17 protein-coding genes and 2 CRISPR repeat arrays (1 of these 19 only partly in view) are annotated in these 16,310 nt (G+C 59.9%); of the genes, 5 read left to right on the top strand and 12 right to left on the bottom strand.

What is annotated here, in order from left to right; genetic code table 11:
- Nucleotides 1–767: direct repeats of the CRISPR family, unit length 35 nt; unit sequence GTTGCAATCCCCTTTCGGGGCTAAGGTTTTGCGAC; it reaches 369 nt to the left of the window's first position.
- 379 nt (nt 768–1,146) lie between these two features.
- The 12 genes from cas2 to cas10 are packed head-to-tail and all read right to left on the bottom strand — an operon-like array spanning nt 1,147 to nt 10,393.
- The gene (cas2, locus tag Q0X23_RS06710; RefSeq protein WP_297859589.1) at nt 1,147–1,425 is read right to left on the bottom strand and encodes a CRISPR-associated endonuclease Cas2; all 279 of its coding nucleotides are present in this window, start codon (nt 1,423–1,425) and stop codon (nt 1,147–1,149) included.
- A gap of 1 nt (nt 1,426) precedes the next feature.
- The gene (gene cas1 / locus Q0X23_RS06705) at nt 1,427–1,852 is read right to left on the bottom strand and encodes a CRISPR-associated endonuclease Cas1 (RefSeq protein WP_374707448.1); all 426 of its coding nucleotides are present in this window, start codon (nt 1,850–1,852) and stop codon (nt 1,427–1,429) included.
- Entirely contained in the window at nt 1,849–2,010 is a 162-nt protein-coding gene (locus Q0X23_RS16160) for a CRISPR-associated endonuclease Cas1 (RefSeq protein WP_374707447.1), read from the bottom strand. The genes cas1 and Q0X23_RS16160 overlap by 4 nt, the downstream gene beginning before the upstream one ends.
- Complete coding sequence (locus Q0X23_RS06700) at nt 2,007–3,407, bottom strand: TIGR02710 family CRISPR-associated CARF protein (RefSeq protein ID WP_297859588.1); 1,401 nt, start codon at nt 3,405–3,407, stop codon at nt 2,007–2,009. The genes Q0X23_RS16160 and Q0X23_RS06700 overlap by 4 nt, the downstream gene beginning before the upstream one ends.
- Complete coding sequence (gene cas6 / locus Q0X23_RS06695; RefSeq protein WP_297859587.1) at nt 3,346–4,149, bottom strand: CRISPR-associated endoribonuclease Cas6; 804 nt, start codon at nt 4,147–4,149, stop codon at nt 3,346–3,348. The genes Q0X23_RS06700 and cas6 overlap by 62 nt, the downstream gene beginning before the upstream one ends.
- On the bottom strand, nt 4,146–4,526 hold the full coding sequence (locus tag Q0X23_RS06690) for a type II toxin-antitoxin system VapC family toxin (protein ID WP_297859586.1): 381 nt from the start codon (nt 4,524–4,526) through the stop codon (nt 4,146–4,148). Before Q0X23_RS06690 ends, cas6 begins: the two co-directional genes overlap by 4 nt.
- Entirely contained in the window at nt 4,526–4,780 is a 255-nt protein-coding gene (locus tag Q0X23_RS06685; protein ID WP_276955495.1) for a type II toxin-antitoxin system VapB family antitoxin, read from the bottom strand. The genes Q0X23_RS06690 and Q0X23_RS06685 overlap by 1 nt, the downstream gene beginning before the upstream one ends.
- A 30-nt stretch (nt 4,781–4,810) precedes the next feature.
- Complete coding sequence (gene csm5 / locus Q0X23_RS06680) at nt 4,811–5,941, bottom strand: type III-A CRISPR-associated RAMP protein Csm5 (protein WP_297859585.1); 1,131 nt, start codon at nt 5,939–5,941, stop codon at nt 4,811–4,813.
- Nucleotides 5,938–6,813 carry an RAMP superfamily CRISPR-associated protein gene (locus Q0X23_RS06675; RefSeq protein WP_297859584.1) on the bottom strand — a complete coding sequence of 292 codons (876 nt, stop codon included), beginning with the start codon at nt 6,811–6,813 and terminating at the stop codon, nt 5,938–5,940. Before Q0X23_RS06675 ends, csm5 begins: the two co-directional genes overlap by 4 nt.
- Entirely contained in the window at nt 6,810–7,487 is a 678-nt protein-coding gene (gene csm3, locus Q0X23_RS06670; protein ID WP_297859583.1) for a type III-A CRISPR-associated RAMP protein Csm3, read from the bottom strand. Before csm3 ends, Q0X23_RS06675 begins: the two co-directional genes overlap by 4 nt.
- Nucleotides 7,487–7,969, bottom strand: a complete 483-nt coding sequence (gene csm2, locus Q0X23_RS06665) for a type III-A CRISPR-associated protein Csm2 (protein WP_297859582.1) — start codon at nt 7,967–7,969, stop codon at nt 7,487–7,489. The genes csm3 and csm2 overlap by 1 nt, the downstream gene beginning before the upstream one ends.
- A gap of 9 nt (nt 7,970–7,978) precedes the next feature.
- The gene (gene cas10 / locus Q0X23_RS06660) at nt 7,979–10,393 is read right to left on the bottom strand and encodes a type III-A CRISPR-associated protein Cas10/Csm1 (protein ID WP_297859581.1); all 2,415 of its coding nucleotides are present in this window, start codon (nt 10,391–10,393) and stop codon (nt 7,979–7,981) included.
- Between the two features lie 166 nt (nt 10,394–10,559).
- Nucleotides 10,560–11,195: direct repeats of the CRISPR family, unit length 35 nt; unit sequence GTTGCAATCCCCTTTCGGGGCTAAGGTTTTGCGAC.
- 731 nt (nt 11,196–11,926) lie between these two features.
- On the opposite strand from cas10, the gene Q0X23_RS06655 reads away from it, so the two are divergent.
- From Q0X23_RS06655 to Q0X23_RS06635, 5 genes are all read left to right on the top strand, one after another.
- Entirely contained in the window at nt 11,927–12,694 is a 768-nt protein-coding gene (locus Q0X23_RS06655; protein WP_297859580.1) for a sugar phosphate isomerase/epimerase, read from the top strand.
- A gap of 199 nt (nt 12,695–12,893) precedes the next feature.
- Nucleotides 12,894–13,649 (top strand): cytochrome c, encoded by a 756-nt coding sequence (locus tag Q0X23_RS06650; RefSeq protein ID WP_297859579.1) that lies wholly within the window; start codon nt 12,894–12,896, stop codon nt 13,647–13,649.
- 14 nt (nt 13,650–13,663) lie between these two features.
- Nucleotides 13,664–14,155 (top strand): cytochrome C, encoded by a 492-nt coding sequence (locus tag Q0X23_RS06645; protein WP_297859578.1) that lies wholly within the window; start codon nt 13,664–13,666, stop codon nt 14,153–14,155.
- Between the two features lie 49 nt (nt 14,156–14,204).
- Nucleotides 14,205–14,849, top strand: a complete 645-nt coding sequence (locus Q0X23_RS06640) for a Rieske 2Fe-2S domain-containing protein (protein WP_297859577.1) — start codon at nt 14,205–14,207, stop codon at nt 14,847–14,849.
- Nucleotides 14,850–14,858: 9 nt separating this feature from the next.
- Entirely contained in the window at nt 14,859–16,148 is a 1,290-nt protein-coding gene (locus Q0X23_RS06635; RefSeq protein ID WP_297859576.1) for a cytochrome bc complex cytochrome b subunit, read from the top strand.
- Nucleotides 16,149–16,310: the final 162 nt, after the last annotated feature.

Here is a 16,310-nt window from a genome sequence, read left to right as displayed (position 1 = left end):
ATCCCCTTTCGGGGCTAAGGTTTTGCGACTTTTGGGTGACGGCGTGCACGTCACTAGTGACGTCAAGGTTGCAATCCCCTTTCGGGGCTAAGGTTTTGCGACAAGCATCAAACCAGCTGTGGATGGGCAGGTAGTCCTCCGGGTTGCAATCCCCTTTCGGGGCTAAGGTTTTGCGACTGGAGGAGTTCATGGCCAAGTACCCACGCTTGGGCGAGGTTGCAATCCCCTTTCGGGGCTAAGGTTTTGCGACATTGGTTGACCGCTCATGGCTGCCCCCGGCTGCTCTGGAGTTGCAATCCCCTTTCGGGGCTAAGGTTTTGCGACATAGCCCTAAAGTCACGTTGGGTATACGTGATGTAGAAGTGTTGCAATCCCCTTTCGGGGCTAAGGTTTTGCGACTACACCCGCCGCCGCGAAACCAAAAGCTCTACCCGTGAGTTGCAATCCCCTTTCGGGGCTAAGGTTTTGCGACCGGGGGGGCCGCCGAGGCCCTGGCTCGGCGGATGAAAGAAAGTTGCAATCCCCTTTCGGGGCTAAGGTTTTGCGACTTGGCAAGGACGGCAGCCAGCGCCCTATTTTGAGGCCGTTGCAATCCCCTTTCGGGGCTAAGGTTTTGCGACACAAAATCTGCAAAATATTCTATATCTTCTTTTTTTATGTTGCAATCCCCTTTCGGGGCTAAGGTTTTGCGACTTGGTTTTTTCTAGGCTTTACCGCCGCCTTCCTCGCCTGGTTGCAATCCCCTTTCGGGGCTAAGGTTTTGCGACAGCATACCCCGTTAAATGCCGTCCTGTACAGGGGGCTGGAGGGGGGTATTTATGAGAAAATCGAGTTATCCACAGGGGGGTTGTGGATAACTGGGTAGAAAATGGTAGTTTTTGCGATGGGTGCTTACAAATCCGCACTTTTGGATTTTTTATAGCGCGGGTTTGCCTTTTTTATCGCACGTTTTGGTTTTCAAGAAGCGCCGTCGAGAAGCCCGACAAAGGTATTATAGCATTTTGCGCAAAACATAATGGGTCATTTTTGGAAGTTGCTTCCACTGTGTGGGGATGGGCGATTTTGTGGGCTTTGGGCCACAAGGGGGTGCGGTTGCGGCGGCATTTGTGGGGGTTGGGGGCCGTGTAACGGTTTGCTTAACGCAGGCTAGAGAATCAGGAAGTCGGGGTCTTCAGCGATTTGGCCCGTGCCCAGTACCTCTACCGTGCCCCCAATGGGGTAGATGCGGATGCTGTCCTGGGAGAGCTTCGCTTTCTTTTGCAGCAGCTTCTTTAGTTCGGCAAGTTGGGCCGGGCTCAGCCAGCACTCGAATACCGAAAGCTGTACCCGCTCGCCAAAACTTTTGAGGGTGTTGGCCACCTTAACCCGGCGGCCATCGTCGGGGATGTCGTAGGTAATGGTGAAAAAGTGCGAGTCGGTGGGCATATTATCTCCACAGGTAGAAGGGCGTGTAGGTAGCGCGATCCAGGATGGCCGCCTTGAGCCGGGCAGCCTGGGTCTCGATGAGTTGCTGGTAGGGTTTACGAAAACCCTTGGGGTGCTGGGCCTCCTGGGCAAAGCGGGTCTCCAGCAGGCGCAGCAAGGTTTTGCGACCGGCATCGTTGAGGTATACCCCGCCATTGCGGGCTTCGCTGTGCTTTTCGGGGGTTAGCTCGGCGCGCAAAAAGGCCCCCACCACCACAGCATCCACCACCGGCACGCGAAACTCCTCCATCAGATCGAAGGCCAGGGCAGGGGCGCGGCGGCCCTCGGCATGCAAAAGGCCCAGCTCGGGGTGCAGGCCCGCCAGGTGCAAGGCCAGCAGGACGCGGCCCAACAAAACCATGTAGCCATACGAAAGCGCTGCGTTCACGGCATCGGTAGGGTGGTGAGCCGCACGTTGCCCCAGACCACCACCCCCCGCACCTTACGGGCGGGGAGCTGGGCCAGCGTTTGTCCGTCGAGATCCACCATCAAGCGGCCCTGGCGTAGGCGCAGGGTAGCCGACTGCTCGGTGAGGTGGAGGGTCACATCAGCTCTACCGGTTCAACCGACAACGCCAGCTTGGCCTCTTCGCGTGTGGTTAGGTACAGCTTTCGCGCAAACTGCTGAAGTTTTTCCACATCGCCTTTTTTGCTCACCTCGAGACCATGGATGAGAAGGCTTTTGTTGCGGCTTTGCAACATCCCTTGGTAGCCCTGCAAATCATTTTCGGAGAAATTATCAAGTAGGGGGTCTTCCAAATAACGCAATAGGGCCATACTCTCTAGCAAACCCAACTTTTTGATGGGCTTTATCTCCTCCAAAGATTTTTTCAGCCATCTGGCCAGGCTTTGGCGCAGGTGGTCTTGCTCCTCGGGGGTCAGTACTGGATTGTCGTTGCTTCTGCCGTTAACAGCAATACGGTGCTGCAAGATGAGCTCGAGGGCCCGATAAAAGTAGAGCGCCGCCAAGACCGGCTGCCGTTCTTTGCGCTCATCACCCAGTTGTAGCAGCGTTGCAGTCAACCAAAGAATGTCCTTTTTCTCGGTAAAACTTTGCGACTCAAGCAGACTAACGATGCCCTCGAGGCCTTCTTTCTGCTCTTTTATGCGTTTGGCGCGAAGGTTTAGCGGATGATTGCGGTAAGCATCCTGGCTCAAAAATTTCAACAGGCGCTCCGCATTGCTCAGCGCGCCCTCAAAGTCCAAGGCGTACCACCGCTGGTACATATCGCACAGCGCTGCATACACCTCAAAGCCGCCCTGACCGGTCTTTCGGCGAAGTTCGTTGTAGCGGTCGGCGGCCTTGCCGAACTCCCGCGCTTTGTAAAACTCCTGAGCCAGGTGCTCGTCAAGGTCGCCCAGTACCTCGTGGGGGTTGGGCAGCAGAATCAGTTTCTCGGTGCCGGCTACTGGTTTACGCAAAATCGCATCGAAGTCATCGTTATCCACATAAGCCACCCGCAAACTGGGGTGCACCCTTTGCAAGAAGTAACCCGCTGCGGCCATCCCTGCGCTCATGGCCTTGGTACCACTGGTGAGGTCCAGGGCAATTTTTTTGCCCGGATGCTGGCGTACTTGCTCGCCGACTGCCTGGTAGAGCCGGGTAACATCGCTTTTACCTATCTGGATAGGGTAGATCTCGCGGCCCAGGTCTTTCTGAAGCTGAGCTAGGTAGTGCTTGCTCTCTGGGGTGTGCAAAACGTACACCTCTGAAGCGCCCAGACCCAAAGCGGCCAGGGTGGTGGCTTCCGGACTGGTGCCCAGGGTGTGGATGGATACATCGAAGTTCTCCCGAAAAGGGTGTACCTGGGGCTCCTGCCGCCAGAGATCGAGCAACAACGGCCAGATATTTTGGTTGTAAAAATGCTGCGCCTTTGCGCCTTCAAGCTCCTGGGTCTTGAGGTGTTGCCAAACTTGATGAATCTTCTGCTTCAAGTCTTCCATTGGCAGATTTCTCCTTCCGCATGGGATCAAACCCCCGTACCCGCCCAAACCCCAGGCTGGTCTTGGCCCCCACCCCGGCATAAAAAGCAAACCGCCCCAAAGCCTGCATCCACTGGGCCTCGGTGGGCTTGGCAGCGGGCAGGTGGTACACCACCCGGCCCACAAAACCCACCCCCCGTTCGTCCGGGTTGGGCCGGATGGCCTGGGTGTGGCCCTGGAAGCGGGTGATGGTCGCCCGCTCCCAGGTTTCGGCCAGTTCGGGGGGTACTTTGACCGGGGCAAAGGCGTTCCAGCGCTGGGTGAGCGAGTCGAAGACCAGCTTAGGCTCAGGCAGAGGGTAGCTGTTTCCCTTGCGGCGGAAGAAGGTGGGGCTGGCAAAGTGCAGGCCCAGGCTGGCCGAAGCCTGCCCCTGGAAAAGCCGGGAATAGGTGCTCACGCCGGCCCAGGGGTGCTCTTCCTGCAACACAGCCTGGACCCTGAAGGGCGCCTTCACCTTGACGCTCTGACCCACCAGGCCAAACAAGCGGGGCGAGAGGCGGGCATACAGCCCCTCATCCAGAAGGCCAATCCGCACCCACCACTGCCCCTCGGCCCCACCAAGCCCCAGGCTAAAAGGGTTAGACTGAGCCGCGTGCAGTTCGGGGTCTATTTCCTTGAGCATGCCGTACACCAGGCCGCGCCAGCCGTCGGGGTCGGGGCGGGCGGGGCCTTCTAAGGGGAGGACGAGGGCCGCGAGTATCATGACAAGTCGGTCTGGGCGAAGTCGTCGCCCACGTAGGCCAGGGGCAGGCCGCTCACCTTGGCCACCGCGTAGCTCAGGCAGTCGCCAAAGTTGAGGGCCGCGGGGTGGCGGCCTTTGCCAAAGCGCCGGAAAGCCGCGAGGGCTTCATGGTAATGCTCCTCGGTAAAAGGCACCACTTCTACCCGGAGGCGGCGCAAAAAGTCTTCCAGTACAAGTAACTGTGTATCACCTTCCCGATGAATCAGCACCATGGCCGTTTCGACTAGGGTTGGAGCCCCTACCAAAAGCTGCGAAGCCCCGTTCAGCTTGCGCGCAACCTCCGGGTAACCCGGCTCGCGGAAAAGAATATGCAGCAGCACCGAGCTGTCCAGCACCATCAGTAGCCCTCCGGGCCAAAGCCCAGGATCTCTTCCTCTTCTTCTTTAGTAGGACGGCGGCCCTTGGGCAGTAAGTCTTGCATATCACGCAGAAACTCCTCGATGACCTCGCTGCGCGGGCGCTCGGGGCGGGCCAGCCGGGCCTTGCGCTCCAGGAGGGCCTTACGGATGGCCTCGGTCTTGGTCTCGCCCGCCAGGCGGGCTACCTCCTCGGCCAGGCGTTCGACCTCGGGGTTTTTGACGGTCAGGGCCATGGATTCAGTATAGGCTGAAAAAACAGGCTTTCAGTAAGGCTCGAGCCTGGCAATGGCCCAGCCCAGCGGGAAGCCATCTTTGGGATTGGAGTGCCCAGCGGTCTTGCGGGTTTTGGGCTCCTGACCCTCCTCCCCATCGAGCAGGAGCGCCAGCCGGATGGACATGCGCCCGCTGCCAAAGCCAATGCGCAGGGGGAAGAGGCGGCTATCCTGGTTCAGCCGCTTATCCAGGGCCTCGTAGACCTTGAGCGCCTGTGCAAGACCGTGATTTTGCGCGTATTCTCGCTCGAGGTGAAGCACCTCGAGGTAATACTCCCGGCAAGCCTCGGCCAGCGCTTGGGCTGAAATGACGTGGGAAACCGTGTCTTTGTGCCTTTGCTGGGCTAAACCGGTGTGCAGGCGCAGGGTGACTTGGAGCTTGGTTCCCACTCGGAACATCTCGGCCAGGATTACGGTCTGGTCCATCTGACCCCTGGGGTGGAACACCCCGATGCGGTTGAGCAAAAGGTTCTCGCTGGGTTCGCTGTCGCCCACACGCACTTGGCGGAAGGGGTCGCGGTAAAGGTTGGGGCTACGCTCGGTCGCGTAATCCAGCACCAGGGCCTCAAAGGCCTGTGCAACAGGGGTTGATATCCTCTCGGGCGGCTGGATGAGGGGCCACTCGCCTCCGTGAACCTTCTGGCCCCATTGCCAGCGACCTTTGTATTCGATATCCCGCCCTTGCTGCACTGCCCGCTTGAACAGCCAGGCCGTGCGCAAAGCCCCCTTGAGGCTCGAGCCCGGCAGGTAAGCCCCCAGCGGGCTCCTGGGTAGGGTGCGGAACTCCAGGCCCGCGGCGTCGGTAGCGTTCTTGACGGTATTGATGAAGGCTGGGGTCACGGGGAGGCGGCGCACGATGGCCGGGGTAGGGTCTAGCAGGCCGCTGTTCCACAGGGACTGCAGGCTCTTTTGGGCTTGCTTGGGACCCTGGGCCACGGCTAGCAGGTAGTTCTGTTGCTGCTCGGGAGAAAGAAGCTCCAAGAGCCGCCCCGCGTCCAGGATCAGGGCTTCCTTCTTGGCTTCGTCTACCAGGTAGCTGTAGGCCGGAAAAGCCTCCCCGATGCCTACGTGAATGGGGCCCAAGGTCTCGAGTTCTAAGCGGTAGCTCTCCAGAAAGCTCATACCCGCACCCCCAATGGAAAGGCCCATAGGTATTCCCACACCCGCACCCCTACTTCCGGGGCCGGTTCGGGCGTCACGTCCAGGAGGCCCGCTGTGGGCTGCACCTTGAACACGCTGCCCTCCTTGGCCCGCAGGTAAGGGCGCTTGAAGGGGGTCTCGGCCTGGGCGTAGTGACCCCCCAGGCGGCCCCAGTAGGTTTCCAGGGCCCAGTACCCCTCACCCTTGGGCAAGGTGGGGGAAAGGGTGACGTAGTGGGTGGGGTTATCGGCCTCGGGTAAGTCCATCTCCTGGGTATCCACCACCTCAAAGCGCCCCAGCCCCACGCTGGCCTTACCACCATAGCCAAAGGTGCCGATGTGCGCCAAGGCTTCCGCCAGGTAGTCGGCCTCTCGCCGAAGCCGCACGTACACCGTCCATTCCCGCTCACCCAGCCAGTGCACCTGGTCGGTAAACAGGATGCCCTCCTGGGCGGTGCCGGTAGTACGGTTGATGCCCACCCGGGTCTGGGTGGCGAGGGTCGCCTTGGGAGCCTTCTTCTCTTTGAGTTCCGGTGATTCCAGCAAGGCTTGCTCGCCTTTCTGAATCACCTGCCCGAAGGTCTCGAGGCTCAGGTAGCGGATACCCTTGAGTGCTTTGCGCCGTTCTGTGTCGCTCTCTTGGAGCTGGGGCAGCAGGGGGCGGGGCAGGTAGCCCCTGGGAAAGGCCGAGGAGATGAGAAAGGGTGGATCCTGACGGAAGGCCTCGAGCCACTCTATTAGCGCCGCTTCCCCCTGCGTGTAGCGCACCCACCAGGCCAGGTGGCCCCAGAGGGTGGGTGCGCTCGGCGGAGCGCTGATGCTTCTTAGCGCCAGGTGAAAGGCCTTGACCCTCATTTGTCCTCAACCCGGTAGTCGAGTTCTACCTGCCCATAGCCCCGGCTGATGTAGCCCCCCAGCCCATCGAGTTGCAGAAGCTCGAGGGCCTTTTGTACGTGCTTGAAGTTCTCTCGGTCGGTCTGTCCGCCGTCGCCGGTGTCCATCACCCGGTAGACGATCTCGAAGGCGAACTCGGCCCCGGCAGGCACGCGCTCGGCGGTGCGGGGGTTGGCGTTGCCGCCGATGCGGGGAATAAACACCTCCTGCTTGACCTCGGTCAGGTAGCCGCCCCGGGCGGTCATGGCCTCGAGGGCCCGTTTGGACTCAGGCGTCAGGTAGGCATCGCGCACCAGCAGGCGGGTGGGGCCGCGCTTTTGGGCAATTCGGCGCTGGGCCTCGTTACTAGGCGCGCTACCAAAGATACGACCAACCGGATCTTTCGGGTCGTCAGGCACGTAGACATTTCTCTCGGTCGAGCGGGAAATATAGTCACCCCCTAGGTGCCACTCGAGCAAATACCGCATCTTCCCCTTAAGCGAGGAACCGGGGATGTAGGGCTCCTCGGTCAGGGGGTTGCGGATCACCGGGTTGTCCACGTCCCCGATGGCCATCTGGTCCTTGCTCATGCCAATCCGCAGCCCGCTTTTGAGCCGGATGATGCCGTAGATGCGCTTGTAGCCGAGTAATTTCATTAGTACCTCCTCCCCTGAGCAGGCCGCTCTGGACTACGGGGGGCAGCTTCGCCCCCACGCTCTCCTTCCAGACCATAGAAATAGGCCAATACTGCCTCCAAAAACAACATGACCACGGCGAAGTGCTTGGGGCTTGTCTTGGCATCTGATAAGAGTTCGTCCATCTTCTCTCGGAACTTGGGAAGCTTTTGCAGAGGACCGCCGTTTGAGCGCCCCCCATAGGCCAACTTTGCCCTCAGCAGCTCGATTTGGGAGGTGAGCCGACTCCAGGCCAGCGCCTCATCGCCCCCAGCCTCGCGCTTGTAACGCTCGAAGGCGTCCTCGAGCCTGCGGAACTCGTGGAAATAGTTACGGAACTGGCTCGACTTAAGTTTGTCTTGACCCTGGCCCTCGTTCCTCAGTTCCTGCGCCCAACGTTTGGCGTCCTCGTCAAAAAGCCCCTTCCTGTAAACGCCTTTCTCCAGGTTCTCAAAGAACTCCATATCTCCTCCTTAGCGCTCCAGATAAAGCCCCCACTGCACCCACACCGGCAGGTGCGCCCAGGCTGTATGGGTATGGTCGGTTAGCCGTAGGTAGTGCTGGCGTATCTCCTCCTTCCGCTCGCGCAGGGTGTAGGCCAGCAAGGGCTTGTAGCGCATTTGCTGGGCCGGGTCGCCTTGCTGGTGTTGCCGCCACAGCCGAAGCAGCCGGTAGGCCAAGGCGCTGGTCATGCCTTCCTTGCCCTCGGCTTGCAGATGACTGCGGAAATCCCGCACCCACCCCACCAGGCCGCGCAGCTCGGCCCAGGGCACGCTCTGACCGAACAGGTGGAGCCGGTCGCGCCCGGCAGCTTTGGCGGCCTTCTCGGCTTCCTGCACCGCCTCGGCCAAAAGCGGGATGGGCAGCGAGGGGTTTACCAGCACAAAGCCGCCCGAAAGGGTGAGCTTGGGGTGCTGGGTAAACAGCCGGTAGAGGGCTTCCAGATCCAGGGCAAACTCCAAGAGCACATCCCACGGCCCCAGCAAGAAGAGGTCGTCGCCCCCGGCATAGACCGAGTAGATGAGGGGGTAGCGTCGGACTTTTTCCCCAGCGGTTAGATCGTCCCAGCCCAAGCGTTGCTGGTAGGTTTTGGGGTTCTTGATCAGCTCCAGCACCTCGCCCGCGAAGAAGAGCTCGAGCATCCGCGAAAGGCTTGCCATGCGGCTGGGGCTGCTGTGGTCTTGGCCCTTTTCATCCACAAAGCCGGTGGCAAAGGCCTCGCCCATGCGGTCGGCGTCCAGCATCAGGGCCCCCAGGTACTTTGCCCCAGTAGAGAACTCGGCCAGCTCGGCCAGGGTGAGGGGGTCGCTGGCTTCGCGCCCGCCTTCCTCCTCCTCCCAGAGCTTCTGTTCCTTAGCCCAAACCTGGTACTCGTTCAGATCGCACCAACGCCCCGCGCCCAGGGCGTCTTTTAGCGTGGGGACATGCCCGGCCAGAAGCCGCACCTCCCAGGGGTGGGCAGCGGGGGTGAAGTCCGGGCGGGTGCGCAGGGTGTGATCACTGGAACCCTTCAGCGCTACCCGCAGGCCGGGAAAGCGGTAGTGGGGCTCAGGGGCGTTTTGAGAGAAAAAGCCGATCTCTTGCCGCTTAGGAATCAGGCGGCCCAAGTGCGCATCGCGCTCACAGCCATAGCAGAGCTCGTCGGTAGCGGACTTGGCGGGCCGCACCCCGCAGGCCCGGCAGGGGCGCAAGCTCTGCGTACCTTTGCTCAGATAAAAGTCATCGAGCCGGCTTTGCAGGGGCTTGAGCTTGGCCTCGGATAGCTTGCGGTGGGCTTCCTGAAGCACCTGGCTAAAAGCCTTGAAGCCTGCCGGGGCAAAAGCATGCGCAGCCAGGAAAGGTAGCAAAGTAGCTCCTTGCTGCAAGGCCCATGCTTCCCACTCCCGGCGCACCTCGGTTAGGGCCTGCTGAACTTCTGGGGTATTGGGCAAAAGCAGGTAGAACTTGCCCCCTGCGCTCATGATGCGCTGTAAAGTGGTCAAACCGGTGCGCCGCAGGAGTTCCAGGCCCATAGCCTCAGCGGCCAGGGAGACCTCGAGGCTGCGCGCCCGAAGCCGTTTAGCAAGGCCGCCCACCCCAGTCTGGGCCCCCTGGATGCGGTAAATATGGCTCTGGATGCCGCCCAGATCACCCAGCACCAGCAAGAACTTTTCGGGGTTCTCGTCCCGAAGGGCTTCGATGCTCGGCGACCCGCCGTGATAAGCCCAAAGCGCCGCTGAAATGGCTCCGGTTAGCCGCAGGTGGTCGTAAAGCGAAACGCCCGGTTCACCCTGGGTGTCCGAGGGCACGTTCCACAAAAGCTCTTGAAAAATGCCCTGCAGGTTAGATACTAAAGCCCCAAGGTTCAGGTTGAGCTTGTCCAGCTCCGCCAGACGCGCCTCGAGCCGCTCGGCCACCCGCCAGTAGGTGTCGCCCGAAATGTTGGGCTTTGCCTCCGGGTAGGCTTCGCCCGGTTTCTGGCCCACTTCCTGGCTGGCCCGCACCATGCTGTAGCCCCAACCCCGCTGGCCATACGCCTCTTGCACCCGCAAGCCTGCTAGCACCGGCTCGAGAGGGGTTGCTATAGGATGCCCACCCTTCTCGTCCACTTCCCTACGCTCTTTTGAGGCATAGGTATCGGCCAGGGCCACGCACCACTGCTCCGGAGTCTGGGGCTGCCACTGGGGCTTTTCCCGCCAGCCCTCGTGGTGGCGGGCTGCTGTCTGGGCCAACCATTCGTTGTCGGAAAAAAGCCGTTTCCATTTGCGAATGGCCCACTCGGTATAGGCCGGGTGGCTCCAGTCCGAAATGCCTTCAGGCGGCTGCCCCCAATAAGCCCGCTGGTAAACCTTGCCCAGGTCGTGCAGAAGCCCTGCCAGCGCAAGTTTATTTGGAGTGTTCGAGTCCATTCTGCAAGATTTATAGCATTTGCTTTTCAACTGGCCGGGTATTTTGTCACTACGGTTTACTTTTACATTTGCTAGTTGACATCATTCAACGCGCGAGACCCTCCACACCGTCCAAATGCCCCTTTTGTTGAATTTTTCAACACACACAAAGCCCCGTAACCTCCGAGCTGCACTCCCCTTTCGGGGCTAAGGTTTTGCGACACTTCTAAACCTAACCGTAACCCGCTCAGTGTAGGGCTGAGTTGCAATCCCCTTTCGGGGCTAAGGTTTTGCGACCCTCTATCCGCGGGGGCTTGGAGGGAATATGATAATAATTCTGTTGCAATCCCCTTTCGGGGCTAAGGTTTTGCGACCAACCGGCCATGCAAGGCCGGCCGCGGCGATGTTCGACCCGTTGCAATCCCCTTTCGGGGCTAAGGTTTTGCGACCCGCGTCACCGAAGCCGAAGTATCAGCGTGCTACCAGTTGCAATCCCCTTTCGGGGCTAAGGTTTTGCGACACGTTCTCGAGCGCCTTACCTACATTGACGGTCGGTACGGGTTGCAATCCCCTTTCGGGGCTAAGGTTTTGCGACTTATCCGGCCTATTGGTCGGGCTTACGTCCTTGCCGACGTAAGTTGCAATCCCCTTTCGGGGCTAAGGTTTTGCGACGGCAGCCGCGGCCCTTATTCACGCGGTCGGGCACGCTCAGTTGCAATCCCCTTTCGGGGCTAAGGTTTTGCGACTTAGCGGGGATGGGGGCTGGGGTCTTGTTCTTGGCAGCCCGAGTTGCAATCCCCTTTCGGGGCTAAGGTTTTGCGACAGCATACCCCGTTAAATGCCGTCCTGTACAGGGGGCTGGAAGGGGGTATTTATGAGAAAATCGAGTTATCCACAGGGGGCTGTGGATAACTGGGTAGAAAATGGCAGTTTTTGCGATGAATGCTTACAAATCCGCACTTTTGGATTTTTTATAGCGCGGGTTTGCCTTTTTTATCACACGTTTTGGTTTTCAAGAAGCGCCGTCGAGAAGCCCGACAAAGGCATTATAGCATTTTGCGCAAAACATAATGGGTCATTTTTGGAAGTTGCTTCCACTGTGTGGGAATGGGCGCTTTTGTGGGCTTTGGGCCACAAGGGGGTGCGGTTGCGGCGGGGTTTTTGGGGGCTAAAGGGGGGGTAACGCCTTTGGTAACGGGGCTATGGCCCATGACGGATGGCGCTCATGGCGTGGCCTTTGAGCAGGTACAGGTGGTCTCCCGGGGTGCTGCTGCCAGGAAGGCCAGTACCAGCCATTCACACCCACAATAGAAGCCCTATACCCCTACCAGAACCGGTGCATAAAGTAAAACCACGCCTTCCTCCCCCAGCGGGGAAGGCTAGGTGGGGGCATAACCCCAAGCCAGGCGCCTACCTACGAGCATTTTTGCAACACCAAGCGTTTGAAGCGCTCCCGGCTAAGGTTTGCGAGGGTTCACGCACCGACCCCCATACCCCACCTGCGTAACGCTATGCACTTCAGGCCAAAGGGGTATAATCCGCACCGCACCTTGTATGAAGCTAGGTTTTAGCCCCCTTACCGCTGGCCTTAGCTACCCCAAATCCCTCGATCTGGCAGCGCAGCTTGGCCTTTTTCTGGAGATTGCCTACGACCAACACGAGATAGACCCTCGGCTGCCCGGGGCCCGCGAGCTAGCCGAGATGGGCCGAGCAGCCGGGGTGGGCTTTACGCTGCACCTGCCGTTTGTGGACTGGAACATCGCCTCGCTGGTGCCGCAAATGCAGCAGCTTTCCCTCGAGCGCACCCAGCGGGCTATTGCCTTTGGGGCCGAGATAGGGGCCGCCTGCGGGGTACTGCACACCGGCTTGGTGCCCCTGCGCCTGCCCGAGGCGGTCGCGCATGCCCACCAACTGATAAACGAAGCACTCGAGCGGCTGGAGTTGGCCATACCGGTAGCGCTGGAAAACCTGGGCCTAAGCGAAGCCGATCTGCTGGAAACCCCAAGCGATCTAGCAGAGCTGCTGGAGACCCACCCTCGGTATGGCTTCTGTTTGGACGTGGGGCACGCCCTTATCCAGCGCGGCCCCAGCGGCCCGCAAGAATACCACCGCCTAGTGGGCAGCCGCCTGCTACATCTTCACCTGCACGACAACCACGGCCACCAGGACGATCACCTGCCCTGCGGCAAGGGTGCGGTGGACTGGGACTGGGTGCGGGGGGCGCTGGAGGGGTTTGCAGGAACGGCGGCCCTCGAGGTCACCGGCGGCGAAGCGGGTGTGCGCCAGAGCGTAGCTTTATTGCTCGGAAAAAATTTGGACTAGTTTCAAAAATTTATAAAAATCATTCCAAACAATGTAGTAAGGACATCAATCTTTTATCGTTACAGTTTGCTTTAGGGACATTTGCCCCAACAATAAGTTTTTATGATTAACCAACAGGGGCATAAGCCCCTAATTTTCTGGTAGTCTTGGGAACAGTGCCTAGGCCCCCAAAGCAGGTCTGGCCAGGAGGAACCGAGCAATGCCAATTGAGCGTATCGAAGTCTATCTAGATGGTGGCACCGAGCCCGTGCAGGTGCTCACCCAACCCCCCTTCAAAGTAACCTACGACACCCGCTCGCTAAGCGATGGGGAGCACCTGCTTCGAGTAGTCACCCACTACACCAATGGGACCAAAGAAGTAAAGGAAGTGCCCTTCAAGGTGGCCAACACCCCCGGGGTGCTGCTGCAGGGCCTCGAGGAGGGCAAAGAAGTCTCGGGCACCCTGGACGTAACCCTGCGGGTCGCCGACCCGGATGTCAAGCCCACCCGCGAACGCTTCCCGGGGCTGGGGGCGGCCATTGCCACCGCGGCCATCCTGGGTGGGGTCTGGCTCTTCTTTGCCGCCACCGGCGTGACCAATAAGACCCTCGAGGAAGTGGCCAAACCCCCCGCCGCCGCCGAGGCCGGGGCACATGGGGGCGACCACGGGGGCGCTGTCGCTGCGGTAGACGAAGCCCTCAAAACCAAGGGCGAGGCCGTTTACAGCGCCAGCTGCGCCGGCTGCCACCAGGCCACCGGCAAAGGGCTGCCGGGGGTCTTCCCGGCCCTGGATGGCAGCAAAAACGTGGCCGACAAGGCCTACACCATCAACATCCTGCTCAAAGGCAAGGGCGGGATGCCCGCCTTCGCCCAACTTTCCGACGAGGAACTCGCCGGCGTGGCTACCTACATCAAGAACAGCTGGAGCAACAAGTTCGGCGGGGTGACGCCCGATGAGTTCAAGGCGGCCCGCTAAGCCCTGGAGGGGACATGTATCGGAATGACACCGTAGTGCCCTACTTTGCCCTGGTTTTTTCGGCGGCCCTGTTTCTGATGGCTTACCTGAACAACCAGATGCGGGTCGTCCACGAGGCCGGGGTCGTGCCTCACCTCACCGTGGGTAACATTGGGCTGATTGCCTTCGCCATCGTGCTCTTCACCTATGGCTTCATCGGGCTCTTGAGCAACTGGCTCGAGGGCTCCGAACTGCGCCCCGGCATGCACGACCCCGAACCCAGCAGCCTGCCCATGGTGGCGGGGGTAGTGCTCTCGATCCTGCTGGTGGTGCTTTCGGGCTTCTTTGTGCGCACCCTAGTCTTTGCCAACAACCCTGAGATCGGTTACTACAACGCCACCACCTTACAAGCAGGGGTTTTTGGCGCAATGATGCTCATCCTCGCGATCTTGATTGCCATCTACAAAAAATTCTTTATGCAAGAGGAAGTCCTGGCCGAGGACGAAAAAGGCGACTTCCCCTGGTGACCACAGCAAACCCGAAGCTTGAAACAACTGCGAATTGGAGGAGTTAAGAATGGCTGATCACGAAGCCACAGCCCATCACCACGAGCACCACCCCGAAGACCCGCAGGCCCAAGCCACCCGTCGGGCCATTCTGCAGGCAGCCATCGGGGTAAGCGCGGGTGCTGCGGTACTTTCCACCCTGTGGGTGGGGGCGGGCCTGGTGCCGCGCGAGGAAAAGATTCCCAGCAAAGAACCCGTGGCCGCAGGCGACATTCTGGTATTTGCCACCGGCCCCAAGGCCGAACAGGAGATCACCCTGGACGACCTGCGGGCTGCGCAAGGCGAAAAAATACCGTTCATTATCGCTTTCCCCAAAAGCCCCGAGAATGTAGTCAAAAAAGACCTGATCACCAACACCCTAATGGTGATTCTGGCCGACCCGGCCAAAATGAGCCCCGAAACCAAGCAGTATGCCTCGCCCGAGGGGGTGCTGGCCTACTCGGCGGTATGCAAACACCTCGGCTGCACCGTCAGCCAGTGGCAAAACGACACCTGGCTTTGCCCCTGCCACGGTGGTAAGTACGACATCTACAACCAGGCCAAGGTGGTAGGTGGGCCTGTACCCGCGCCCGTTCCCCAACTGCCCATCAAGGTCGAAGGGGGCAAGGTAGTGGTGGCGGGCGAGTTTTTGGGCAAGCCAGGGGCCGATGTCTAGGGAGGAAGCATGTATCAGTGGCTAGACGATCGCTTGAGCATTGGAAAGCTTTATGCCAAGGCTTTCCGCAAGGCCTTCCCGGTGCACCACTCGTTCTTTCTGGGCGAGATTACCCTCTTTTCCTTTATCACCCTGGTGCTAACCGGCATTTTCCTGACCCTCAACTACGAGCCTTCCATCCGCCCGGTCTCGGGTTCGCTCTCCGGGGGGCAAGAAGTACCGGCCGCCTACTACTCCATTCTCTACATCGACTCGCTGCCGTTTGGGGCGGTGCTGCGCTCGCTGCACCACTGGGCCGCCCACATCATGATTGCCGCGGCCTTTTTGCACATGCTGCGCATCCACCTGACCGGGGCCTACAAGAACCCCCGCGAGCTGAACTGGATTGTGGGGGTGTTTTTGCTGGTGCTTTCCATCATCACTGCTTTCACCGGCTACGCCCTGCCCTTCGACAACTACGCCCTCACCGCCACCAAGATTGGCTACGAGATTGGGGCCGCGGCCCCCTGGGTGGGCAAGCTTCTTTCGGATATCCTCTTTGCGGGCGAACTTTCGCCCACCAACGCCCAGACCATCCCCCGGCTCTTCCCCATCCACGTGCTGTGGCTACCGCTGGCCCTGATCGGGCTGATCGGCGCCCACCTGACCATCATGATCAAGCAAAAGCACACCCAGCCCAAGTACGCCGAGAAGGTTGCGCCGGGCAAGATTGTGGGGGTGCCGCTCTTCCCGCAGCAGGCGGCCATGATGGGCATTCTGTTCCTGGTTTACATAGCAGTCACTACCTTTATCGCCGGGGCTTTCCTGGCCCACCCGGTGCAGGCCTTTGGCCCCCCTACCGCCAACACCCCGCCGGTGAAGCCCGACTGGTACTTCATGTGGATTTACGGGATTTTGCAGATTATTCCTGCCAACTGGCGCTTTGAGTTTCTGGGGGCTACCTTTGGCCCGCAGTTCTGGGGGGGCATCCTGGTGCCCACCATCATCATCCTGGGGGCGCTGGCGATTCCCTTCCTGGACTACGCCAAGAACAAGCAGCGCTATCTCGAGCTCCCCAGCCAGCACCCCTTCCGCACCAGCTTTGTGATCGGGATGCTGATGTTTTACATCATGAGCACCCTGGCCGGGTACAAGGTAGACCTAAGCCTTTCCAACGGTCTGCTGTGGGTACTGGTCTTCATCGTGCCCGTCATCACCGGGGTAGTCTCGTACATCATCATGAAGGCGGTCTACGGCAAGGACTGGAACCAGGAGGTCGAGGTTAAGCTCATCGGCAAAGGCTCCGCCGCCGACGATTGACACACCCCCCGCCAGAAAGCGCCCTTTTGGGGCGCTTTCTTTTTGGCTCTATAATCAGTCGTGTACCAGAGCATCCTTTTGTGCCATGTGCGCCTCGAGGCGGCCCGAGCGGTACTGGGGGAACTCGAGGCCAGTGCACTCGGTGCTCACCTGGGGGTGTAC

This window comes from Meiothermus sp. (genome assembly GCF_026004115.1).
Lineage (GTDB): Bacteria > Deinococcota > Deinococci > Deinococcales > Thermaceae > Meiothermus.
This window is presented reverse-complemented; position numbering and strand designations above follow the sequence as displayed.

What these genes read in the sequence shown, in the direction of transcription:
- csm3 (WP_297859583.1), bottom strand. Translation starts at nt 7,487, where the DNA reads ATGAAATTACTCGGCTACAAGCGCATCTACGGCATCATCCGGCTCAAA.
- Q0X23_RS06700 (WP_297859588.1), bottom strand. Translation starts at nt 3,407, where the DNA reads ATGGAAGACTTGAAGCAGAAGATTCATCAAGTTTGGCAACACCTCAAG.
- Q0X23_RS06690 (WP_297859586.1), bottom strand. Translation starts at nt 4,526, where the DNA reads ATGGTGCTGGACAGCTCGGTGCTGCTGCATATTCTTTTCCGCGAGCCG.
- cas6 (WP_297859587.1), bottom strand. Translation starts at nt 4,149, where the DNA reads ATGATACTCGCGGCCCTCGTCCTCCCCTTAGAAGGCCCCGCCCGCCCC.
- cas2 (WP_297859589.1), bottom strand. Translation starts at nt 1,425, where the DNA reads ATGCCCACCGACTCGCACTTTTTCACCATTACCTACGACATCCCCGAC.
- Q0X23_RS06655 (WP_297859580.1), top strand. Translation starts at nt 11,927, where the DNA reads ATGAAGCTAGGTTTTAGCCCCCTTACCGCTGGCCTTAGCTACCCCAAA.
- csm2 (WP_297859582.1), bottom strand. Translation starts at nt 7,969, where the DNA reads ATGGAGTTCTTTGAGAACCTGGAGAAAGGCGTTTACAGGAAGGGGCTT.
- Q0X23_RS06645 (WP_297859578.1), top strand. Translation starts at nt 13,664, where the DNA reads ATGTATCGGAATGACACCGTAGTGCCCTACTTTGCCCTGGTTTTTTCG.
- Q0X23_RS06640 (WP_297859577.1), top strand. Translation starts at nt 14,205, where the DNA reads ATGGCTGATCACGAAGCCACAGCCCATCACCACGAGCACCACCCCGAA.
- Q0X23_RS06685 (WP_276955495.1), bottom strand. Translation starts at nt 4,780, where the DNA reads ATGGCCCTGACCGTCAAAAACCCCGAGGTCGAACGCCTGGCCGAGGAG.
- cas10 (WP_297859581.1), bottom strand. Translation starts at nt 10,393, where the DNA reads ATGGACTCGAACACTCCAAATAAACTTGCGCTGGCAGGGCTTCTGCAC.
- Q0X23_RS06635 (WP_297859576.1), top strand. Translation starts at nt 14,859, where the DNA reads ATGTATCAGTGGCTAGACGATCGCTTGAGCATTGGAAAGCTTTATGCC.
- csm5 (WP_297859585.1), bottom strand. Translation starts at nt 5,941, where the DNA reads ATGAGCTTTCTGGAGAGCTACCGCTTAGAACTCGAGACCTTGGGCCCC.
- Q0X23_RS06675 (WP_297859584.1), bottom strand. Translation starts at nt 6,813, where the DNA reads ATGAGGGTCAAGGCCTTTCACCTGGCGCTAAGAAGCATCAGCGCTCCG.
- Q0X23_RS06650 (WP_297859579.1), top strand. Translation starts at nt 12,894, where the DNA reads ATGCCAATTGAGCGTATCGAAGTCTATCTAGATGGTGGCACCGAGCCC.